Genomic DNA, 21,760 nt, shown 5'->3' on the forward strand with positions numbered 1-21,760 from the left:
TTCTTTTTTTATGATTGAAATGGAACTGGTTTTTCTTCACTTAATCCAAAACGATGGAGAAGCTCTTCGACAATTCGTTTTGACGCTTGTCCATCACCATATGGATTAGACGCCTTCGACATGTTGTCGTACTCTTTCTGATCGACTAACAGCTGTTTTGCCATGTTGTAAATGGTCTCTTCATCTGTACCCGCGAGCTTAAGCGTGCCAGCTTTCACACCTTCAGGGCGTTCTGTTGTATCTCGCAGAACTAATACTGGCTTCCCTAGAGAAGGCGCCTCCTCTTGTACACCGCCAGAATCCGTTAATATAAAGTGTGAGGCAGCAGCGAAGTTATGGAAATCAACGACTTCAAGCGGCTCAATTAAGTGCACACGATCAAGATCACTGAATTCTGTTTGAGCCGCATCACGAACAGCAGGGTTTAAATGTACAGGATATACAACCTGAACATCTTCAAACTCTTCTACAATACGTCTAATCGCTCTAAACATGTTTTTCATCGGCTGGCCGAGATTCTCCCTGCGATGAGCCGTTAACAAGATCATTTTATCTGTGCCTATTTTCTCTAAAATAGGGTGTTGATACTGCTCTGTAACCGTTGTTTGCAACGCATCAATCGCAGTATTCCCCGTCACACAAATCGTCTCTTCTTTTTTATTTTCAATTAAAAGATTCTGCTTTGCCTCATTTGTGGGAGCAAAATGAATATCAGCAATAGTGCCTGTCATTTGTCGGTTCAATTCTTCAGGGAACGGCGAGTATTTATTGTGTGTTCTTAAACCCGCTTCAACGTGACCGACTGAAATTTGGTGGTAGAATGCGGCCAAGCTTCCTGCAAAGGTTGTTGTTGTGTCTCCATGAACAAGGACAATATCAGGTTTTTCCTCTTGGAATAGTTGATCTAGTTTCAAGAGTGCATTTGATGTGATTTCGGATAATGTCTGGCGCTGCTTCATGATGTTTAAATCATGATCTGGCGTAATAGAAAAAGCCTCAAGGACTTGATCAAGCATTTCTCTATGCTGAGCTGTTACAGTAACAATCGAATTTATCTGTGGATGTTTATTCAGTTCAAGGACAAGTGGTGCCATTTTGATTGCTTCAGGTCTAGTACCGAAAATAGTCATTACATTTAGTTTTTTCACTTGTTTACGCCTCTTTCCATCAATACATATTGTTTTTATTATACAAAAGATCTCTTCGAATGATAAACTAACCATGCTAAAATTAATAAAAATTTCACAGATCTGATTGTTTATATTTACAATTTTCTATTAAAATTACTTTAAACATCATAAATTTATTTGATTACTTTTAAAAGTAAGGTAGAATTTAGTGGTATTCTCTTAATTTTCACATCAGTATTTAAGGACGGTGCAAAATACATTGAAAAAAGTACGTAAAGCTATTATACCAGCTGCAGGTCTTGGGACACGTTTCCTCCCTGCAACAAAAGCCATGCCTAAAGAGATGCTCCCAATCGTTGATAAACCAACCATTCAATATATTATTGAAGAAGCTGTTGAATCAGGTATCGAAGACATTATTATCGTCACTGGAAAAGGAAAAAGAGCAATTGAAGATCATTTTGATTTTGCTCCAGAACTTGAGCGTAACCTAGAGGAAAAAGGGAAAAAGGAGCTGTTAGAAAAAGTAAGGAAATCTTCTAACATTGCTGATATTCACTACATTCGTCAAAAAGAACCAAAAGGTCTTGGACATGCTGTTTGGTGTGCACGCAATTTTATCGGTGATGAGCCTTTTGCTGTTTTATTAGGTGATGACATTGTTCAAGCCGAAACACCTGGACTGCGTCAGCTAATGGATGAATACGAAAAAACTTTATCATCTGTCATTGGTGTTCAGCAAGTAGCAGACAGCGATACGCATCGCTACGGGATCATTGACCCTCTTACTCAAGAAGGACGCCGCTACCAAGTTAAAAACTTTGTTGAAAAGCCGCCGCAAGGAACAGCACCATCGAACCTAGCCATCTTAGGGCGCTACATTTTCACGCCAGAGATCTTTATGTACCTTGAACAGCAAGAGATTGGTGCAGGCGGAGAAATTCAGCTGACAGATGCCATTCAAAAGCTAAATGACATCCAGCGCGTATTCGCCTATGATTTCGAAGGAAAACGATATGATGTCGGTGAGAAGCAAGGCTTCATTGAAACTACGCTTGAATTCGCTCTTCAAGATGAAGAATTGAAAAAGAAACTCATTCCATTTATGAAACAGCTTCTCGAAAAAGAAGAAGTGAATTAAAAAAAGCTGCCAGCATCGGCAGCTTTTTTATTTAATGACTGAAATAGTCAGTGTATGCTGTTCATTATCAATGACAAACAGGTTGTTTTCGCCCTTCACTGCGAATTTTGTTTGTTTCTTATTCATCCAGACATTTTGTTCTGTCAGCCCAAGTGTGGAAAGAGAGATTGGCATAATATCGCGAAACACAATGGTGTTTGCCTGACCCTTTTGAATGACATAGTCGGTTTTCTCTGTGGTCAAACGTTCAATCGTATCTCCTTGATCATTTTTCACTGAACTCAGCATTTGCATTCTCTGTTTCAGCACAGATTCTTCTTTTCCAAGGAAAGAAAGTAAATACTCATACGAACCTGCCGATGCAGGTGATACATAGGAATTAAACTGTCCTGGTCCAATCGATAATGACTTTAAATCCTCTTCATTTTGAAGCGCAGCAGGTTTAACAAAATACGTTTCTGACGATGTTTTAATTTGAACGGTTTGTTTATTTTCAGCCACAGCCTGTACTTCTTGCCCAAATGGCAAAGTGGCATCAGCCTTTTTTTTCATGGCTTGGTCTTTGTAAACCTTGAGTGGATCAGCGGTGACAATCACCTGTTGATCCACCTTTTTCATATCAGGCGCTTCTTTGGTCTCTGGGTTCTTCGACTGAGGCGCTTCTGTCTTATCTGATGGGATTGCACCAAATGTCGCCAGTGTACGAAGCGGGCGATCTGAAAACATCGATAAGGCTAGCAATATCGTTAAGACCGCTAAAACTGTCACTTGAAATGCGGGTCCGAACAATGAGCGGCGTTTTCCGTTATCTTGATAGCGAGACACCTTTTCTGTCTTTTGTACGCCTTTTCTGCCTTCCTTCTGTTCCATTTGGTATTTTTGTTTCTCTTTCTTAGAAAGCTTGTTAAACCAGTCAACAAACTCCTTATATTCCTTCACGACCTTTTTCGTATCATCAAACATACGAAGCTCACCATAATGCATCCAAGCCACCCTGTCACAGATTTTTTGGATTTGGCTAATGGAGTGACTGACAAAAAAGATCGTCTTTCCTTGTTCCTTGAATTCTGTAATGCGGTCTACACATTTTTGATAGAAGGTTTGGTCTCCAACAGACAGTGCTTCATCAATAATCAGGATATCCGGATCGATATGCGCTGAAATGGCAAAGCCAAGACGTGATTTCATTCCGCTTGAATAGCTCTTAACCGGCTGGTCAATAAAGTCACCAATATCCGCAAACTCTACGATTTTTTCATAAAGCTCGTCTATCTCTTTATTCGTCAGCCCCATCATTAAGCACTTTAATCGAATGTTATCTTTCCCGCTTAACTGGTTATTCAGCCCTGCCGCAATGGCAATTAACGAAGGCTGGCCATTCATATCAATTTCACCACTTGTCGGTGGAATGATTTTCGCTAGAAGGTTCGACATGGTCGATTTTCCAGATCCGTTAATTCCTACAAAACCAATCGTCTCGCCTTCATATACATCAAAAGATACATTACGAACAGCAAAAAAACCTTTTTCGTTTTTATTAGGTAAAAACAGTCCTTTAATCTTATCCGACTGTTTTTTATATAGGACGTATTGCTTGGATACGTTTCGAAACGAAACCTTTAGTTTCATCGTATAATCTCCTTACTTTTAAAGAAAATCGACAAATTTATCCCTAAATTTCATATGAAGTAATGAACCGATTGTTAAGAGAAGTAAAGTAATCAACCAAAAATAAAGCGTATACTTCAGATCATTGTAGAACCATTCTCCTCTAAGAAAACTTTTCCTAAACCCTTCAATAATATAATATAGAGGGTTTAGCTTTAACGTAGTCGCAATCCATTCATACTTCCCGGTGAACTTATCTCCAATATCCCATAAAATAGGCAGCAAAAACATTAGAAGTCTTGTCAAGGATTGCAGCAAGTTTTGGTAATCACGAACAAGGACACTAATAGTTGAATTAAACAGGCTGAAAGCAAACATAAACGTTATCAAACAAATAAAATAATATATATATTGAATCCAATGAACATCGGGATATATTCCATGAGAAATGAGCATGATTACATAGATACCCATCATTAAAAAATAGCTAAATAAATTTGATGTTATAACAACAGAGGGCAGTGCACTAATTGGAAAATTCATTTTCGATACTAAATTTATACGCTTAAAAACACTATTTGCACCCTCTGTAATTGTCGAACTAATGAAAAACCATGGAATTAACCCCGCTAGCATCCATATAAGAAAAGGTATACTTACATGAGAACCATCTGCCATTTCTGCAGTTCTTCCAGATCCTCTAAGACCTAAACCAAACACAAACCAATAAGCCATGATTTGAATTAATGGATTCAACAATTGCCAAAAAACACCTAAATAATTAAGCTGATATTTAGACTTTGTTTCATAAATAGCCAGTCTAAAAATTAAAGTGGTTGAATTGAACTGCTCTTTAAGAATTTTAAACATTGCATTCATAATAATCGTCCTTAAATTTAATTATTGGCATAATCTATTTCAAAACACTGCTCTTAATTGTAACAGATTACATTAATTTTTTCATCTTAAATCAAATATCCTAGAATCATCAACTGTAAATATAAATTGAATGCTACTTAAAGAATTGTAATTGGCTATTAAAACAAAAAAGCTTATAGACAGTATCTACAAGCTCAAAATTTTCACAGCATATTGCTTAAATTAATACATTCTCTTTTGGGATGGCTGTATATAAATTGCCCAAATTGATATAATCAAATTCACTTGAACGATTCTTCACTACATTTTTAGTATCCAGCACTTGTTTATTAGACATTTTTGAAAGCTTGTCCCAATCTAATTCAACAAACTCGTCATGATCAGATAATATTAAGATTAAATCTGCATCTTCAGTAGCCTCTTCAATATCATACATGACAAAATCTTTTTCAACATGAGGGTCATAAGCTCTAACTTGATATTTTTTTTGTTGTTTAATTAGTTGTAATATTTCCATAGCCGGGCTTTCTCTAATGTCATCAACATTCCCTTTATATGTCAAACCAAAAATAGTGATGATTTTCCCATCAGACTTTTCCATAATTTTATTTACATTTTCAACAATATAATAAGGCATAGAAGTATTAATTGAGCGAGAAGTATCTATTAACCTAGCACTCTCAGGAGCTTTAGCTATAATAAAGTACGGATCTACTGCCAAACAATGACCACCAACACCTGGGCCAGGAGTATGTAAATTTACACGTGGGTGTTTATTGGCCATATCAATAACTTCTAATGCATTGATATCTAGCCCGTTACAGATTTTTGTTAATTCATTTGCAAGAGCTATATTCACGTCACGGAATGTATTTTCCATCAATTTTGACATTTCAGCAGTTTTCGCATTCGTCTTAATAATTTCTCCTTGAACAAAGGTACTGTATATTTTTGCGCCAGCTTCTGTACAAGCCGGGGTTACTCCACCCACGATTCGGTTATTATGAATCAATTCATGCATGATTTGTCCTGGTAAAACCCTTTCTGGACAATGGACTAAATAAATATCTTCCCCTACTGTTAAACCAGCTGCCTCTACTAAAGGTTTTACATGGTCATCCATGCTCCGAGGGGCTATGGTTGATTCGACAATAAGCACGTCTCCCTTTTTCAAGAATGGAATAGTATTTCTTACAGCACTCAATACGTAAGACAAATCACAAGATTTATATTCGTCATCATTATTAGGGGTTGGAACAGAAATGATAAATGCCTCTGCACTTTCAGGTGAAACGGACGCACGGAATTTACCAGAAGCAATTACATCTTCAAGAGCTTCTTGGAGACCTGGTTCCTCAATATGAATTTCCCCTTTATTTAATGATTCAATGACTGCTTCGTTAACATCTACACCTACTACTTCCACTCCATATTTTGCAAACATAATTGATGTAGGCAAACCAATATATCCTAATCCTACTGTACAAATTTTCATTTTGTATCCTCCAATTGGTTTATGACTAGTTCATTAGTATACTGTGTAACCTTGTTGCCAAACTGATCACGAACAAAAATTCTAACCTGATATACACCAGGTTCTTTTACATAATACGTAGTTGTTGATTTCGGACCATACATTATTTTTTCTATAACTTCTTTATTTTTGTATATATAATATGCAAAATTCAATTGATCCCCTGAAACATCACACATTATGTTGAGCAATGAATTTGAATAATTAATATTCGAGCTCTTAATCTCAGGAACCTTATACTCTATTCCTAACTGACTCACAATTGTCTCCATGAGATATTTAGGAAAGTGATCTTTTAAACCTTCATGATCTATGCCTTGCTCAATCTTTAAAGATACCTCAAACTTTCTTTCCTGAAGTGCCGCTACAAGAGGCTCAACATGATTTTTAAGATGATGATCCTTACTTCCAACCATGATTTTTATAAATGGGGAAACATCGGAAGGTTGCTGTATTACCTTGTAAAGAAGTTCGTCTAAATAAACTTGATCTGCCTTCTCAGCTCTTCCAGAGATATACGAAGCGATATTTGGATGTTTCGCTTGATTTATTAGAAAGTGTCCTAAGTTACTTTGAGGTGCCCCCGCTATAACATTGCCTACATAGTTTTTTAATCCAAAATATATAGCTGCATAACCACCTTTAGATGATCCAACCATTGTAATGTTTTCATTATAAATTTTAAGTTTTCTTTGAAAATATTGAATTAGAGAATTTACAGTTGTTTCTATTGAGAAATCTTTATTTCTTCCTAAGTAGTAGGCACCTTGATCTCCAAAATCATCTAAGATGAACAGTTTATTAACATGCAAGTTTTCTAACGTTCTAATATAGTTGTACCTAAACTTATTTTTTTCAGTAAGGCTTGAAAAGATAATAACTAATTTGTCTTTTAATTTTTCATTCTTGGCTTCCTGAAAGTAATACCGTACATTTCTCATACTGCTAAACTCAGCCTCTAAACAAAATGGAGGTACTGGAGTTTGGATTTTAAATTCACTAAGTCTGAAAATTGTTTCAAATTCACATGTATTTCCTTCGAACTCCACTTCCAAAACTGTAGAAGGAACTGCATTTTCCATTTTACTGAACATCCAGCCTTTCACCATAGGCTCTTTCTGACCAGCATACTTAGAAACTTTAAAAGGAACCTCAGCCACAAATTCTATTTCAGCTACTTTCTCACTGCCTCTAAAAAGTTCAACCATGTGATCTCTTAAATGAACATCTACTCCAATAGCTACATGCCACAAAAGTTTGTAATTATGTCTTTTTTCAGAAATAATAGTATCCTTTACTTGAATCACTTGATCCCTTTTCATAAACGACACATTTCTATTATGGGTTACATCTTCATATCGTTCATTAATTCCAGTTACTTCGGCATAATCATCTGCAATAACATAATCTTCAATAAACACCTTATCGTATTGACCATCCGTACGTACAAGACCCACTCCATCTACAATTAAGGTATTATGTGCGTATGAAGAATAAGCATATTGGGTTAGCGGATCTGAATAATTATACCCATTGGGTCCAGCCTCAGATATCAAATCTCCATTTGCATAAATAAATAACCCAAGATCATCGCTATGTTTATGATAATTACCATGATAAGCAGCATTAAATAAAACGTAAGTAGCTTTCTCTTTTTTCAACCAATTATCTCTAAATATAGCGTAACCTGACTCTTTGAATACCTTACACGAATCTTCCGGAGGGTTTCCATTTCTTCCTTTAGAAGATGAAAACAAGAATGACTCTCCTTGATATAAACCCATTAAGCCTGTTTCCTTTATTGGTTTACTTTCAGTATCTCCTAAAGGTGGCAGTGAGCTGTCTGGCTTTAGTATAAATGTTGCATATTCCTCAGTTTTTGAGAATATTTCATTCAAAGTATTACTAAGATTAAAATTAATATTCTTTATAAAATCAACGGTTTTCTTTAGGTTATTTGATACTACCAAATGATACGCAGGTGAATGCTCTTTGTGTACTCCTTCAGTAGTATAGACATGTTCAAAATAATTTAACAGCCTACTTAATGCCAGCTCTTTTTTTTCTTCATCATTTTTGTAATAACTATATTGCAACAACGCAATGTCTTGAAACATTCCATGATTGGTGTTCGTTGAATGGAAGCTTTCTTTAGCTAACAAGTTGCAAGTAAACTCCATTATTTCCATTAGCTTTTTTTGGTCAGAAGATTGGATATGAGGATGGCCCACTAGATAGAATCTTAAAATATACTGAAGTCTTAGAGCAGTAGTCTCATCATGAAACGCCATCTCCTTAGAATTCCCAGAATATTTGTTGGTGCTGCTCCAATCCAGAATGAATTCTAATCCTTTAATCAAATATTTTACATTGCCAGTACGTTCAAAGGCTTCAGTAAGACACCCTAATGGAGTAAATCCATGAAGCAATCTAAGGAAACTTCTTGACTCTTTTGCTGTCCAGTCCACCCCTTGAGAGTAATCACGTAAACCAAATGGCGGAATAGTATAAAGATTATTTTCTAAAATTGTATTAGCAGTAGAAATAGGGTCTTTATTTCTACTCTTGGGAAGAATGGATAAGAGCTTTTGCTCTCTTTCATTAAGAAAATCATTGTTTAGACTGTTCACGTATATCCCCCATTAAAGCAAATTAGCAATTAAGGACTCAATTTTATTATTAATAACTTGAACATCATAATTTTCTACAGGGAAAATCTTTCTAGAAGCTTGATTTTCAGTAGCTTTATTCCTAACAATATAATTTGCTGCTGTTTCTTTATCTTTAAAAATATAATCACTTGGATAAATTGTTTCAGAGCCTCTCCAATGTAAAACAACTGGAATACTACCAGTTGCCATCCCTTCCATAGGGGCAAGATGAAAGCTTTCAAAGTCACTGGTTGATAATACATATCCAATTTTACGGAACCATTCATCCATATCATCTCCGTGCTTTTCAAAAATAACATTTTTACCCCAAGGGGCTTGCTCTATTCTATCAAATAAATTTTCGAAATACTTCATTTCTTCTGGACGATTTTTCATCCACGGCAAATCGCTGGGAAGTTTGCTTTTTACATAAAGTTTGTAACGCTTATCAATACTCCAAAGGATTTCTAATATATCTACTGCCTTATCCAATCTTTTACGAGAAGGAAGTACTCCGCAAACACCTAAGGTGTAATTGAGTTCTTTAAGGTTTTCTTTCGGTTGATTTAATGCCTTCGTGTCAATCATGTTATAAATCATAGTCATCTTGTTTCTTGGAATCTTACAAGCTCTTGAGAACTCCTCAAAGATATATGGTGAGATTGCAATAAAACGATCAATGTTTTCAATATTAAATTGACTAGGATAATCTGTTTCTCGCTCTTGCAAATGCATTCTAACGACTAATTTCTGACCTTCTCTTTTATTTCGAGAATACCAAACAGCATTTCCTAATCCCCACTCACAAAAAACGATGTCTGCCCAATCTCTTAATTTTTTCGACCTTTCAGGATCATGATTATTATGACCCTTCCACTGATCAATTTCTACATCGTAAGAGGAATGATTTTCAAAGTGAGCTATTGTATGCTTTAAAAATTTCAAGTCATGACCAGCAAATACGATTTTGATTTTCCCCTTATAAAAGCTCCAAATCAGAGGTTTTAATCCTTCATATACTTCTTTAAAAGTATATTTTTCACATGCTTCATAAACTGCTTTTGCACTCTTTTTATAAAGTTTGCGATTATATAAGAGCTCAATTGTTGCTTCAACAAAATCTCCTAGGGTGTCCACAAACATTGGGTAATCTTTCCCCAATACCTCTTCATGAAGCTTTGTTCTTCTAAGTAGAATAGGCTTCCCCATTCTTCCGTATTCTAGCAACTTAGTAGACAACTCAACACTGTGGTCATTATCGATCAAGCTGCTTCTCCATGCAATCCCTATATCGGCTTGGTCGAGTAAATCTTGAACCTCACTCCTTGAGATTGCCCCTCTCCAGTTAACTCCATTTTGGTTTTCAAGCCTGGTTATAATTTCATCTTTTTTGTCTCTAAGAGCACCTTGAAACTTGTCTCCAGCTATATTTAAACTAATAGTAGAATCTAACTTTCTGATTTTTGAGAATGCATCAAGAATTTCTTCTGTATACCAATCTTCGGCAAATTTACCTGCATAAATTAATGAATTATTTTCATTTTTAAAAGATGGGGTACCTTTATAATTAGGAATCATAGGAGAAAGGAGTTTAAATTTCTCACCATTGACATTCAGTATGGATTTTAAAGTTTCTTTCATACTGTTCGTTTGAACAAACATATACGGATATACGTCATAGAAATCTCTTAATTGAGAAATTTCCGCATCACTAATCAACTCTCGATCGTGATTAAAATCAGTCACATAAGGTATAATCTTTTGAGTAAGGCTGCTTTGAGCAAGTTCATTGACAATATTTTTTCCTCTTACAATTATTAAATCGTAATGGTTGGTCGAATCCATTTCTTCAATAACTTCTCTCGCTTCTACTACATTCATTCTCTTTCGACTTTTAAATGTTCTATGAGAGAATACTTTGAACGTCTCAATCACATTAACTGTAGATAGCCCCTCTAGTGATTGTATAAGTTGAGTCTTAACAATAGGAGCCTTAAGAATGACATCTACTTTTATATTTACATCTGTACTAAAGACATTTGCCAGGGATGTCAGCCAAACTGCCGAACCATCCATTATGTTCAAGTCTACATCACCATATAAAAGAACCTTTAATTTCCTCATACTAACCACCTAAATTTCTATAGTATTCTCAATTTTTTCAGTTGAATTTGAAGAAGGATTTTTTACAAAGTTGAACTTATCAGAACTGAAAAGCCTATACCCCTGCTTGAAGTACGAGTACAAAGAGATATTGTTTTCAAAATCTGAAATAACTTTCACTAGTTCTACTCCTTTAAAGACCCGTCTATGAAGTAAAGAGTTATGGATATTCAAGTCGCTGACATACACATACTCTGCGCCCTGCCCTACTTCATGAATTTGGCCTTCATCACCGACAAAATGATTTGCTTTCCCTATGATTTCAGCTTGACTATATTCTGTTGCAATCAATAAATCTAGCAAATAATTTTCCCCATAAAAATGATTAGGTGAGAAATATGAGACATAGTCTGAATCAACAAGGTGCTCGATTCGGTCATAATGATCCATGTACGAGAGAACATAAGCAGTGACGTTAACATTATTAAATTGATTTAAGATATCAATATATCCATCGAACAAATCCAATAGCAGGATGAGTTTCCTATTTTCATAAGATTGTTTTCTGAACAGATTAATCACTTGATATGCTTCTTCCTTGGAGCGGACAACTGAAATAACTGCAACAGTCTTCTCTTCCTCTTCCAGATCAAATCCGAATTTTTCCAACATATAAGTAAGCCTATGTTTGTAGGTATGATTCAAGTGTACTTCCCTAATCCCTTCCATTGATTTGCTTCTATAGAAGGTTTCGTCTTTAAACACTGATTTCAAATGTTGCCTTAATGTCTCCTCATCTTCTGATATCATAACAATATCTTTAAAGATTCTTTTAATACCTTCTGAATAACTGCTTAATATAGGGGTCCCGCTGGCCAACCCCTCGAATACTCTCCTTGAAAACATGGTTGGTGAATTTTTGACACTATTGACATTTAACATTACCTTGTAGCCTTTATTAGCCTTTGCTATTTCATCATATTTCAAGCTCCCTTTAATACTTTGTTGAAACCTTTCAGGGAAACTAAAATCTCCTTCTTTTTTTTGATTTAAGGTATAGTTTCGATCATAGATGTCCAAACCGAATTCAGCAGCAATATCCAGGACTTTCTCCATGTCTCTCTTTCTATCTTCATGTCTGTTTGCATAATAAGAACCAGCAAAGCAAATCTTATCTATTCTATTCTCCTTTAATTGAATAGGGTTATGCAGTTTAGGCTCTGCTGAGAAAGGTAAAGCATACACTGTAGGTCTTCCAAGAACCTTTACGTATTCACTTATCATATTTTGATCAGTTGTAAATACATGATCAAAAAGTTGTGCTGAATGAATGAATTTTTCAAAGTGAATCGGGTCCTCCTTGTTCCAAAATGCAGTTGGAATCCCCCTTTTTTTACACCATTCAACTAGCGCAATAAGTTCGCTTTGGTCTTGATTATTATATTTTCCAACCATATACTCCCATGAACCAAAATTACCTTTCCATGCAGATTCAACGATGAGTACATCCGGCGGAGTTTGTGTCAATACCTCTTTCCAATTATCTTTTGTAAAGGGAATGAGCTTCACTTGTTCTTTAAAACAAGTCATGCTGAATTCATCAAAAATACATGCCACCTTAAATTCTTTAAGAGGTTTTGAAACATGGCGAGGAGTATGATGTTGGAATAAGTCCATTCTCGAAAAAGATGAGGCATCAAAATCAAGGTTTCTAGTAATTCTCATGCTTTCAACAACGATAAAACCTTCTCCTGAAATTTTTAAAGCGATTCTCAGATTCCTCGAGTTTTTTGATGTGATAAATTCTTTCAATTGATTAGGTCTCACTACTTCAGTACCTAGTTTCTTACTTTCATCATATTCAATCGCTATTAAATCAACACTGATATCTCCATATGTCTTGACCCTAAAATCAACACTGATTCTTTCCTCTGGATATATCCGTATTTCTTGTTGAGGAAGTATCTTGAAACTATTATTCTTCTCTTTAAATGAAAGATAAGTCTTCTCTTTTTGATTTGTTGCAATGATAAATTTTTCACCTTGATTAAATGTTTCAGCAGAAGAATCATTATTAGTAAACCAGAGACTCGCATTAACTAGCTCATCCTCTTCAACAACTTCTGGCTTCAGCTCTCTTTTTAACTGTGTTTCGAAGCTTTCGAGCTCCTTCTGTAGTTCTAATAATTTCATTTCCTTTTATACCCCTCTTCTCAACCGTTTACGTAAATTCCAATACTTTAACGTCAATTTACCTAATGTTGAATTTTGCAAAGCAGAGAGTTTGCGTTCGGTAACTTCTAATTGCTTTTCTACCCTGCGTAACTTAGAGAGTAACTGGTCTTTTTCTATACCATTAAAAACATCTATTTTGTCACGGGACAACGCTTCACTGTTTATCTCTTTCATGACAGCTATATATTGAAGCATCCTTTTCTTCAAACTAACTAACTCTCTTTCTAATTCGACACTTTTTGCTCTGTAGTCAATTTCATTTTTCAAGCAGTTTCTCCTCCTAATGATTCGTAGATGCGCGTGAAGTTTTCCTTTTCGTTTTCCCAGTTGTACTGATTGCTAGCTTCAGAAGCATTTTTACTAAATTCAGCAGTTTTCTCAGGGTGCTCAATCATATAATTTACTGCTTTAGCAATTTCCTCATGATCATGAGAATCAATACACATTCCTACGTTGTTACCTTCAACTACTTTCTTTATCTCTGGAAAATTACAAGCAACTACTGGTACTCCGCTCATTAGATACTCAAATAATTTATTTGAAGAAGCTGAATAATGATTAAAACAGACATTATTAAGAACTTGAAAACCTAAATATGCATTCTTTGTATATTTAGGGAGGTCTGCTAAAGGAACCTTTGGAAGGAACTTAACTTTATGAGAAAGATCCATTTCTTCAGTCAATTGAATAAGTTCATTTTTAATACGCCCATCTCCAATAAAAACCAAAATTCCTTCTGTAAAATATGGAGCAGCTTTCACTAAATTTTCTAAACCTCTGCCGGTTTGAATTCCTCCTTGATACAACAATATTTTTTCTTTTGCTGAAATTCCTAAAATTTTGTGTAAATTAACTTGATCTAATGATTTATTTTGAACAAACGGGTAGTTGTGAACTACCTTAGGGTAAAATCCATAAAGATTTTTATTATATTCTGCTCTTGTATGATTTTCTACAATCATTTGATCAACAAATCTTAAAAGAAAACTTTCCATCACTCCGTAGAATTTACTATCATATCCTGTACGACTAGTTTGAACTTCATGTGAATCATAGATTAGTTTTTTCTTATTTAGTCTAAACTTAGAGCATATAACTCCTTGCAGTAATGTATTCAAATCATTAGAATGATAAAAATCATATTTATTATTAAAACCCTTCAATATCATTCTGCATAAAATGCTTCCTCGAATAATTAAAGTTTTTATTTTTGTTTTTAATAAAAGTATTAAGAAAATTGTAACTATACTCGTGTATAACGGCTGGTAATATACGCTCAAAATCCAAATTAAAAAAATAAAAAATAAAAGATATTTTTTACTTTTCAACAATTTAATTATGGTCTGAAATAATACTAACCATTGTGGGAATCTCTTCACTCGATAAACATGAAACCCGTCATTCATTTCTTCATATCTCTTTAAATCTTTCATTGACGGATCATGTATACAAATTAAGTCTACAGTGTATCCTTTTTCTGACAATGCTGTGCATTCTCTCATTACTCTAGCATCATTTGTAAAGTGGTTCCAAACATACATACATATATTTTTTTTCATGACTAATTAACCTTTTTTATTATTTTTTTTATTAATTCATCTAATATCAGTATATTATTATCCCACAAAAAGTTTTTTTCAATAAACGTGCCACAATTACGTTTCATTGATTCAACTAGTTTAGGATTTTTATATAAATGAAGAATATGAGAAACCATTTCATTACTAGTTTTCGTACTTGCGATTAATCCAACTTCTTCTCGCTCAATTAACTCTTTTGAATAACCTGAGACCGATGCAACTACAGGTAACTTACAACTTAAATAGTCTATAATTCGCCCAGGGAGCACTGTCTCAAAGATAACCGAGTGATTAAGAGTTGCTATACCAACATCACATTGTGCCATTATTTCCAGGCATTCTTTTCTTGACATTGGTATAATGAATTCAACATGTTGAAATTTTTTTTCAGCTATAGATTTCTCAAGTTTTTGTTTATTAACCCCATAACCGATTATTATCACTTTAATATCATGATCTTTAAGTTTCTCTATAATATTCTCAAAGACGTTTATATCTTGGGCTAACCCTAAATTACCAGCAAAAACAACTGTAAATTGTTCTGTTGTTTTCTTATCATTGTTAGGTAACTCTTCTTTTCTTGCTGAATTTGGAATGAATGTTATTTTCTCTTTTTGATCCATCAAATGATTTTGGAATCCTTTGCTATTTATTACGATGTGATCAGATTTTTTATAAATATATTTTTCAACTCTTTTGAAAAACCAAATAATTAAAGAATGTTTAAAGACACCCACACCCTTTAATGAGTCTGGCCACAAATCCCTTATATCTAAAATCATTTTTGACTTATATTTGTGTTTTGCAATTACTCCCGAAAATGCGACAAATATTGGTGGAGTTGTAACATAAATTAGATCATATTTATTTTTATCTCTAAAAATAAATATGATCATTCTCGACATGATTTCTAGATAATAAATAAGTCTATTTATAAAACTAAATGCATATTTCTTATTTTTCACTGCAACTCTTATAATTCTCTTATCTTCACTATTTAATTCTTCCTCATCCCAAAACTTATCATTATGATAGAAGTCCTTTTCAGGATAACTTGGGTGAGTTGTTAAAACTCTAACATCATAACCTTTTCTCTGGAGCATTAAATATATATTTTTAAGCCTATTACCAGCACTACCAATTTCAGGATAAAAGTTTTGAGTGATAAGCAAAATTTTTTTGGACAAAATGATCCCCTTCACTTTCAATTGACGACAATTTTAGAAACAGATTCATATTTTAACAATTTCTCTATTATACATACAATTATAGGTTTTCACTTGTGTAAAAACAACAATTTTTTCAATACTTAAGCCTAATATTCTAACCAATTGCAAATAAAAATCGATAAAAATAATTCTTTTTTCTCGTAAACTTTGAATACAATTAAGAAAGAAAATGGGTTCAAGGTTGGTGTTTCACTCAAAGAAAAAAGCATAAATCAGTCAAAATACACAAAAAACGTGTATAAAGTGATTTATGCCTTCAATATCATATTTAATAATTAAAAACAGTGTCCACAACCCGCTTCGACGACTCCCCGCTCTCTAAGTAGCAGAATTTCTCATAAAACGGTGCGAATGATTCTGGTAGTGTAAAGGTCGGCTGTTCTGTTTCTCTCACCCAGTCAATGACACTTGCTGTCTCTTTCACAAGTGGTCCAGGTGCTTCTTGTTCAAAGTCGAAGTAGAAGCCTCTGAGCTTGTCACGATATGTTTCAATGTCTGGCACATAGAACAGCATCGGACGTTTGAGGTTTGCATAATCAAAGAACACAGATGAGTAATCTGTGATGAGCAGATCTGAAATCATATAAAGGTCTCTAATGTCTTCGTAATGAGAGAAGTCATAGGCAAAGCCTTCATACGGCCCTAAATCAAAGTTTTCAGCAACTAGATAGTGCATACGCAGAATGATGATATATTCATCTCCGATTGCAGCTCTGAGTTCATGCAGATCAAGGTCTAAATCAAATTTGTACTGCCCTTTTTTATAAAATTGATCGTCTCTCCATGTCGGTGCGTATAAGATCAATTTTTTATCGAGCGGCAGGTTCATTTTTTGTTTCAGTGCTCTCATCGTTTCTTCATTGTTTTGATTGTGAAGGAAGTCATTTCTCGGATATCCTGACTCAATCATGGTCTTTTGGAATTGGAACGCACGTGTAAAGATTTCAGTCGAGTAGGCATTAGGAGAAATGAGATAATCCCAATTCGATGCTTCTTTTGTGAAATTCTTTTTGTATTTCTTCGTGTTTGTTCCAGGCATATGCACCTCGTCCATGTCCATTGCCAGCCGTTTTAACGGCGTACCGTGCCAAGTCTGCAAGTATGTTGTGTGATCTGGCTTTGGAACCCATAGCGGCAAACGGCTGTTTACGACCCAATACTCGGCTCTTGCCATCGCAAAGATCCATTTTAATGACAGACGATTGATATAGTAGATGCCTTTTTCCTTAAACGGTGCTTCATGACCCTTTTTAACGCTCCAGATCAGCGTATATTCAGGGTGATGTTCTTTCATATACTCATAAATCCCACGCGGGTTACAACTGAATTGTTTTCCGTTAAAACTTTCAAAAACAACCGTTTTCTTTTTCACAGACAGCTTACTCGCTAGTTTAAAGGTCGTTTTAAACGTTCTTGTCACAAGACGGTTACGGACTTTTTTGATTTTACTGATCTTCTTTTTGAATTTCTTCCACTTACTTTTGACGTAATACTTGGCACGTGTTTTCATTGTGTAATCATTAACACGGATGCCAAGCGTTTGTCTTTTTTTCTTTCGGTACACTTCATATCGAATCGGTACATCGTTTTGTTTATGAATTTGAACAAGTCCTTTGAGTTTGTTCGAGCGGTCTCCAAGCACTAAAGAAGTGGTTGTTAATGTTTCCTCTACGCCGTTTACATCGCAGATAAATTCAAGGTAGAAGCGATATACAAAGCGTTTGTTTAATGAATAGGTCAATTCCTCTAAAGGGACTTCTGTTAAAAATTGATAAAGCTGTGGTACATGTTGATCATCACGGTATTCGATCACTTCGTCTTTAATATGGGTGATATTAACCGGAAAGCGATGTTCAATTGGTTCTTCACCATTTTTCTTCAATAAAAGCTTTGCTTCTTTGATCTCATACGGATGTTCTGCACTTAATACACCTGCATACCCGGATAAAGATAACATACACCCTTTGTTGAGCTCGATATGATTGAATTTCACAACCTTTAGCTCACGCTTGATTTTCAAAGAAGCATTCCCTTTGTCTGTACGGTATGGAATGATACACAGCATGGCGTCTTTATTTTCTAAAAAGGTCAGCTCAGGCTTTTCTATTTCCATTTTTAAACGGCGTTTATAGTTTGACGTTTTCTCTTCAGATTCAATATCTGTATTGATATCCGCTTCTTTTACTTCTTCTTCCTCTTCTTCGGAATCAGAATCATAAGCTGAGTCCTCAAGCTCGTCCTCATCCTCTTCTTTGTTTGTGCTTAAATAGTCCGTGACATACAAGTTATATGTCTGGCCTTGCTCTAACGCAAGCGGCAGTGATGCTTCATTCAATACCAATTTGAATAGATTCTCTTCTTGATGAACAAGCGGAAGGAAAAGTTCTTGTTTCGAAACTCTCTCCCTCATAAACAAATAAAATTCTCTATCTGTTAATGGCATGTCATCGTATATGCGAATCAGCATTTCTAGTTTCTCATGATGATTTTTTAACCCTTCAACGACACTCTTCTTATGAATTCCCTCTTCAATCATTAATCGTTAATCTCCTCTGTTCAGAAATCTTACCGTTATGTTATATCACTATTTCACTTTCCAAGAATAGTTGCCTTGTTTCGTTTGATATGACCATCCATCGATGGACGATGGTTTATTCGTAAGCAGCTCACCTTCTATTTCTAGTCGCTGCAAAACCTCTTGAAGTTCTTCTGTTTTAAAACGAATGTAAAAATCCACAAATTTCGTTTGGTTGATTTCAATGTTTTTCTTTGTTTGAAAATGGCCGATTGGGAAGCTGACTTGATGGTTCTCATCGATTGTTTGAGAGATGATTTCAGCTCCATTCACTCGATCATATCCTGCGAAATCAATTTGCACATGATCCGCTTGACTCATTTCATCTTTTAACTCGAGTTGAAGGTGAAGAACATGATGCTCAGAGCTTAGATCACGCAAGACCCATTTCATACTGTCAACGATCCCTCTCAGTTCATCTTTATGCTCACGATTTTCGAGCATATGATGAATGGCCGTATTCCAAACAGTCTCTTCGTCAGAAGGAACAAGATAAAAATAGGCTTGTTCTCCCAATAGTTTTTCGACATCTTCTTTATGTTTAGTATCCCCAAAAAAGACAGCATCCACTTGCTGTTTTCTTATTTGTTTAAATAATTCTCCATATTGAGAATTGACTTGATGCAGATCTTCCTCATAATGTGCGTGATGCACAAATGCAGCGTAATAGGTTGTTTCAGGCTGATCGATTTTAAACAGGTGGCGGTCTTGATCCCGGTCTTCTGTAATCATCAGTTTCAAACGGTCATTTTGTGATTGAATGCTGGATAGCCATAATTGTTTAATATCCGTCTTCTTTGTAAATGTTTGAATCCCTGTTTTTTTATACCAATTAATATGCCGGACTGGATTCTTTTTTGCATCACCAGGATAGATGAGCTCCATATAAATACTGCCATCTTCATTGATTAATTCCTCTAAGTATAGTGCACCTGTATGGGGAACAAAGCTTTGTACTCTGCATAAAAAGCCCTGCCAATTGTATTCTTCCCTCTTCACCAGTTGCTGCTCTTCATTATATTGATCAATATAACAAATGGGGGAAGCAGGCAATTCATATCTCGTCACTTGAATCGTGGATTCATCTGCTGGAATCACTGCTTCATTGATCGAATGCAATGATTCACCAACAATAAATTCCGAGTAACGTCTTTTACTACCACTTTCCGGTAGAATATAGTGTTCATATACATTCAATATGTCAACCTCAGGAGAAAAGAACTCTCCCATGCGATGAATACGTTCTTTCACATTTGCATCATAATTTAAAGTTAAAATTGCAGTACGTTTATGTTGATCAGCCAAAGGCTTAATCCTTGTCTTTAAAGACTTCGTTAAGCTCTCATCCTGTTTTGGCACATCACCCATAATAAAGTAGTAGTCCATATCAGGCACGTCCATTGATGCCATTGTTTCATGTTGTTCAGGTTGATCCAATGTGTCTTCAACTTTTTTCTTCATCCAATTTTGAAACAAAGGAAGCTCTCCTTCATAATATTGATGGCTTACTCATTGTATTTTACATGAAAAAGTACTTCTCACCAAAAGATAAGAAGTACTTTTTTTCGATCTATTAAAGTCCTGCAATTTCTTCCTTAATTTGTGTTGTCGAGATGCCTTCTGTTCTTTTCAAGTATACGACTTCGCAATGTTCTTTTAAGAAATCGAATTTACCTTCCCAGTCATCTCCCATGACAAACACATCAATATCGTGCTCTTGCACGTCACGGACTTTTTGATCCCAGCTGTTTTCTGGAATGACTTCGTCTACATAACGAATGGTTTCAAGAATCAGCTTTCTATGCTCGTAGCTGTGATAAGCTTTTTTTGATTTTTGTAAATTAAACTCGTCTGTAGAGATGGCCACCACTAAGTAATCTCCGAGCTGCTTTGCACGTTCTAGCAGCTTAATGTGCCCCCAGTGTAATAAATCAAATGTACCGTAAGTAATAACTTTCTTCATTGTAAACATAAACTCCTTTCTTCAATCCTTATTCGACTGCACTCGTGCAGTAATTTATCCGTAATCCTGTGATATTCGATTCGCTCTTCGGAACCTCATTATATCACAGCGCCCACCAAACGTTAAGCAGATGTAAAGACAAACTATTTCCAATTTATTGGGCACAGGAGGAAAAGTCCGAAGAATCAATGTTTCACAAAGGATTGTCCAGATGAAATGATGAAAATGTCATGAAATTTAAAGGTTTGTAAAGTTATTGTTAATATTTCATGGAGCATCTGTGATAAAATGATGAGTAGGTGAAGAATGAATTTACAATGAACGTTCATAGATAACAAGTTAAAAAGGAGGTCTAAACAATGCAAACAGAAGTGGTCTCTAACCTTTCTTATGTAAACGGCGACTTAGATGAATTTATCAGCTATATGAACCAGCATCATATTTCTCAGAGAAGAGGCGCCATGATTGCGACTGTCAATCCAGAGATAGGCTATGCCGTCATGAAGGATCATGCGTACCATCAAGTTGTCTCATCTGCGGATTATGTACTGCCGGATGGTGTAGGCGTCGTATTGATGTCTCGTATGACCCAAAGTCCGCTTAAGTCAAGAATTGCTGGCTTTGATGTCTTCATGTCTATGCTTGATCTAGCAAACAAGCAGTCTAAAAGAATCTTTTTATATGGTGCGAAAAAAGAAGTGCTTGAGGCTGTGAAACAGCGAATTGATACGGAATATCCAAATGTGGTCCTTGCAGGAAGCTGTGACGGCTATCAAGCCGATAAACGTTTCGTTGCGAAGCAAATCGCGCGCTCGAAACCTGATATGGTGTTCGTTGCTTTAGGTTATCCAAACCAGGAGAACTTTATTTATGAATACCGCCATTTATTCCCGCAGGCTGTTTGCATCGGTTTAGGCGGAAGCTTTGATGTATTTAGCGGAACGGTGAAGCGTGCACCACGCTGGATGATTAAGACAAATACAGAATGGCTGTACAGATTGATTGTGAATCCATGGAGATGGAAACGAATGCTCAATATTCCTAAGTACGCTTTTGCCGTCTTAAAGGAAAGCAAAGGAAAAAAACGTTACTATCCTGAGCAGGTAAAGGATCAGACGAAGCAGCTGTGAGA

The 21,760-nt window shown here is 35.4% G+C and carries 15 protein-coding genes; 2 read left to right on the plus strand and 13 right to left on the minus strand.

All coding sequences use genetic code 11. The features are described 5' to 3' along the window. Window positions 1-8 precede the first annotated feature (8 nt). Window positions 9-1,148 (minus strand): UDP-N-acetylglucosamine 2-epimerase (non-hydrolyzing), encoded by a 1,140-nt coding sequence (wecB, locus tag MHI23_RS16530; RefSeq protein ID WP_039181859.1) that lies wholly within the window; start codon window positions 1,146-1,148, stop codon window positions 9-11. Window positions 1,149-1,389: 241 nt separating this feature from the next. On the opposite strand from wecB, the gene galU reads away from it, so the two are divergent. Further along, a complete protein-coding gene (gene galU / locus MHI23_RS16535; protein ID WP_095409693.1) occupies window positions 1,390-2,271 on the plus strand; it encodes a UTP--glucose-1-phosphate uridylyltransferase GalU in 882 nt (293 codons plus the stop codon). A gap of 27 nt (window positions 2,272-2,298) precedes the next feature. Here the strand turns inward: galU and tagH are convergent, their stop codons facing one another. From tagH to tagD, 12 genes are all read right to left on the minus strand, one after another. Continuing rightward, window positions 2,299-3,900 carry a teichoic acids export ABC transporter ATP-binding subunit TagH gene (gene tagH, locus MHI23_RS16540; protein WP_125585946.1) on the minus strand — a complete coding sequence of 534 codons (1,602 nt, stop codon included), beginning with the start codon at window positions 3,898-3,900 and terminating at the stop codon, window positions 2,299-2,301. A gap of 18 nt (window positions 3,901-3,918) precedes the next feature. Continuing rightward, window positions 3,919-4,758: an ABC transporter permease gene (locus MHI23_RS16545; protein ID WP_039181868.1), complete on the minus strand. Its 840-nt coding sequence runs from the start codon at window positions 4,756-4,758 to the stop codon at window positions 3,919-3,921. 217 nt (window positions 4,759-4,975) lie between these two features. Then, complete coding sequence (locus MHI23_RS16550) at window positions 4,976-6,253, minus strand: nucleotide sugar dehydrogenase (RefSeq protein ID WP_125585944.1); 1,278 nt, start codon at window positions 6,251-6,253, stop codon at window positions 4,976-4,978. Beyond that, on the minus strand, window positions 6,250-8,922 hold the full coding sequence (locus MHI23_RS16555; protein WP_125585941.1) for a heparinase II/III family protein: 2,673 nt from the start codon (window positions 8,920-8,922) through the stop codon (window positions 6,250-6,252). Before MHI23_RS16555 ends, MHI23_RS16550 begins: the two co-directional genes overlap by 4 nt. A 12-nt stretch (window positions 8,923-8,934) precedes the next feature. After that, the gene (locus tag MHI23_RS16560; RefSeq protein WP_125585939.1) at window positions 8,935-11,067 is read right to left on the minus strand and encodes a glycosyltransferase; all 2,133 of its coding nucleotides are present in this window, start codon (window positions 11,065-11,067) and stop codon (window positions 8,935-8,937) included. A gap of 9 nt (window positions 11,068-11,076) precedes the next feature. Continuing rightward, window positions 11,077-13,239, minus strand: coding sequence for a glycosyltransferase (locus tag MHI23_RS16565; RefSeq protein WP_125585937.1), 2,163 nt, complete (start codon window positions 13,237-13,239; stop codon window positions 11,077-11,079). A 6-nt stretch (window positions 13,240-13,245) separates the two neighbouring features. Next, window positions 13,246-13,548 carry a hypothetical protein gene (locus MHI23_RS16570; RefSeq protein WP_125585935.1) on the minus strand — a complete coding sequence of 101 codons (303 nt, stop codon included), beginning with the start codon at window positions 13,546-13,548 and terminating at the stop codon, window positions 13,246-13,248. Next, window positions 13,545-14,840: a glycosyltransferase gene (locus tag MHI23_RS16575; RefSeq protein WP_125585933.1), complete on the minus strand. Its 1,296-nt coding sequence runs from the start codon at window positions 14,838-14,840 to the stop codon at window positions 13,545-13,547. The genes MHI23_RS16570 and MHI23_RS16575 overlap by 4 nt, the downstream gene beginning before the upstream one ends. 2 nt (window positions 14,841-14,842) lie before the next feature. Beyond that, window positions 14,843-16,048, minus strand: coding sequence for a glycosyltransferase family 4 protein (locus MHI23_RS16580; RefSeq protein WP_125585931.1), 1,206 nt, complete (start codon window positions 16,046-16,048; stop codon window positions 14,843-14,845). A 310-nt stretch (window positions 16,049-16,358) separates the two neighbouring features. Next, a complete protein-coding gene (locus MHI23_RS16585) occupies window positions 16,359-18,626 on the minus strand; it encodes a CDP-glycerol glycerophosphotransferase family protein (protein ID WP_342492107.1) in 2,268 nt (755 codons plus the stop codon). Window positions 18,627-18,674: 48 nt separating this feature from the next. Continuing rightward, entirely contained in the window at window positions 18,675-20,141 is a 1,467-nt protein-coding gene (locus tag MHI23_RS16590; protein ID WP_212051214.1) for an alpha-glucosyltransferase N-terminal domain-containing protein, read from the minus strand. A gap of 97 nt (window positions 20,142-20,238) precedes the next feature. Next, window positions 20,239-20,628, minus strand: a complete 390-nt coding sequence (tagD, locus tag MHI23_RS16595) for a glycerol-3-phosphate cytidylyltransferase (protein ID WP_008343212.1) — start codon at window positions 20,626-20,628, stop codon at window positions 20,239-20,241. A gap of 359 nt (window positions 20,629-20,987) precedes the next feature. On the opposite strand from tagD, the gene MHI23_RS16600 reads away from it, so the two are divergent. Next, window positions 20,988-21,758: a WecB/TagA/CpsF family glycosyltransferase gene (locus MHI23_RS16600; RefSeq protein ID WP_024426277.1), complete on the plus strand. Its 771-nt coding sequence runs from the start codon at window positions 20,988-20,990 to the stop codon at window positions 21,756-21,758. Window positions 21,759-21,760: the final 2 nt, after the last annotated feature.

Origin of the sequence: Bacillus sp. FSL M7-0003 (assembly GCF_038628485.1) — a bacterium.
In the GTDB taxonomy this organism is placed as follows: domain Bacteria; phylum Bacillota; class Bacilli; order Bacillales; family Bacillaceae; genus Bacillus; species Bacillus safensis.

What these genes read in the sequence shown, in the direction of transcription:
- tagH (WP_125585946.1), bottom strand. Translation starts at nt 3,900, where the DNA reads ATGAAACTAAAGGTTTCGTTTCGAAACGTATCCAAGCAATACGTCCTA.
- MHI23_RS16565 (WP_125585937.1), bottom strand. Translation starts at nt 13,239, where the DNA reads ATGAAATTATTAGAACTACAGAAGGAGCTCGAAAGCTTCGAAACACAG.
- MHI23_RS16585 (WP_342492107.1), bottom strand. Translation starts at nt 18,626, where the DNA reads ATGATTGAAGAGGGAATTCATAAGAAGAGTGTCGTTGAAGGGTTAAAA.
- MHI23_RS16550 (WP_125585944.1), bottom strand. Translation starts at nt 6,253, where the DNA reads ATGAAAATTTGTACAGTAGGATTAGGATATATTGGTTTGCCTACATCA.
- MHI23_RS16560 (WP_125585939.1), bottom strand. Translation starts at nt 11,067, where the DNA reads ATGAGGAAATTAAAGGTTCTTTTATATGGTGATGTAGACTTGAACATA.
- MHI23_RS16575 (WP_125585933.1), bottom strand. Translation starts at nt 14,840, where the DNA reads ATGAAAAAAAATATATGTATGTATGTTTGGAACCACTTTACAAATGAT.
- MHI23_RS16545 (WP_039181868.1), bottom strand. Translation starts at nt 4,758, where the DNA reads ATGAATGCAATGTTTAAAATTCTTAAAGAGCAGTTCAATTCAACCACT.
- tagD (WP_008343212.1), bottom strand. Translation starts at nt 20,628, where the DNA reads ATGAAGAAAGTTATTACTTACGGTACATTTGATTTATTACACTGGGGG.
- MHI23_RS16600 (WP_024426277.1), top strand. Translation starts at nt 20,988, where the DNA reads ATGCAAACAGAAGTGGTCTCTAACCTTTCTTATGTAAACGGCGACTTA.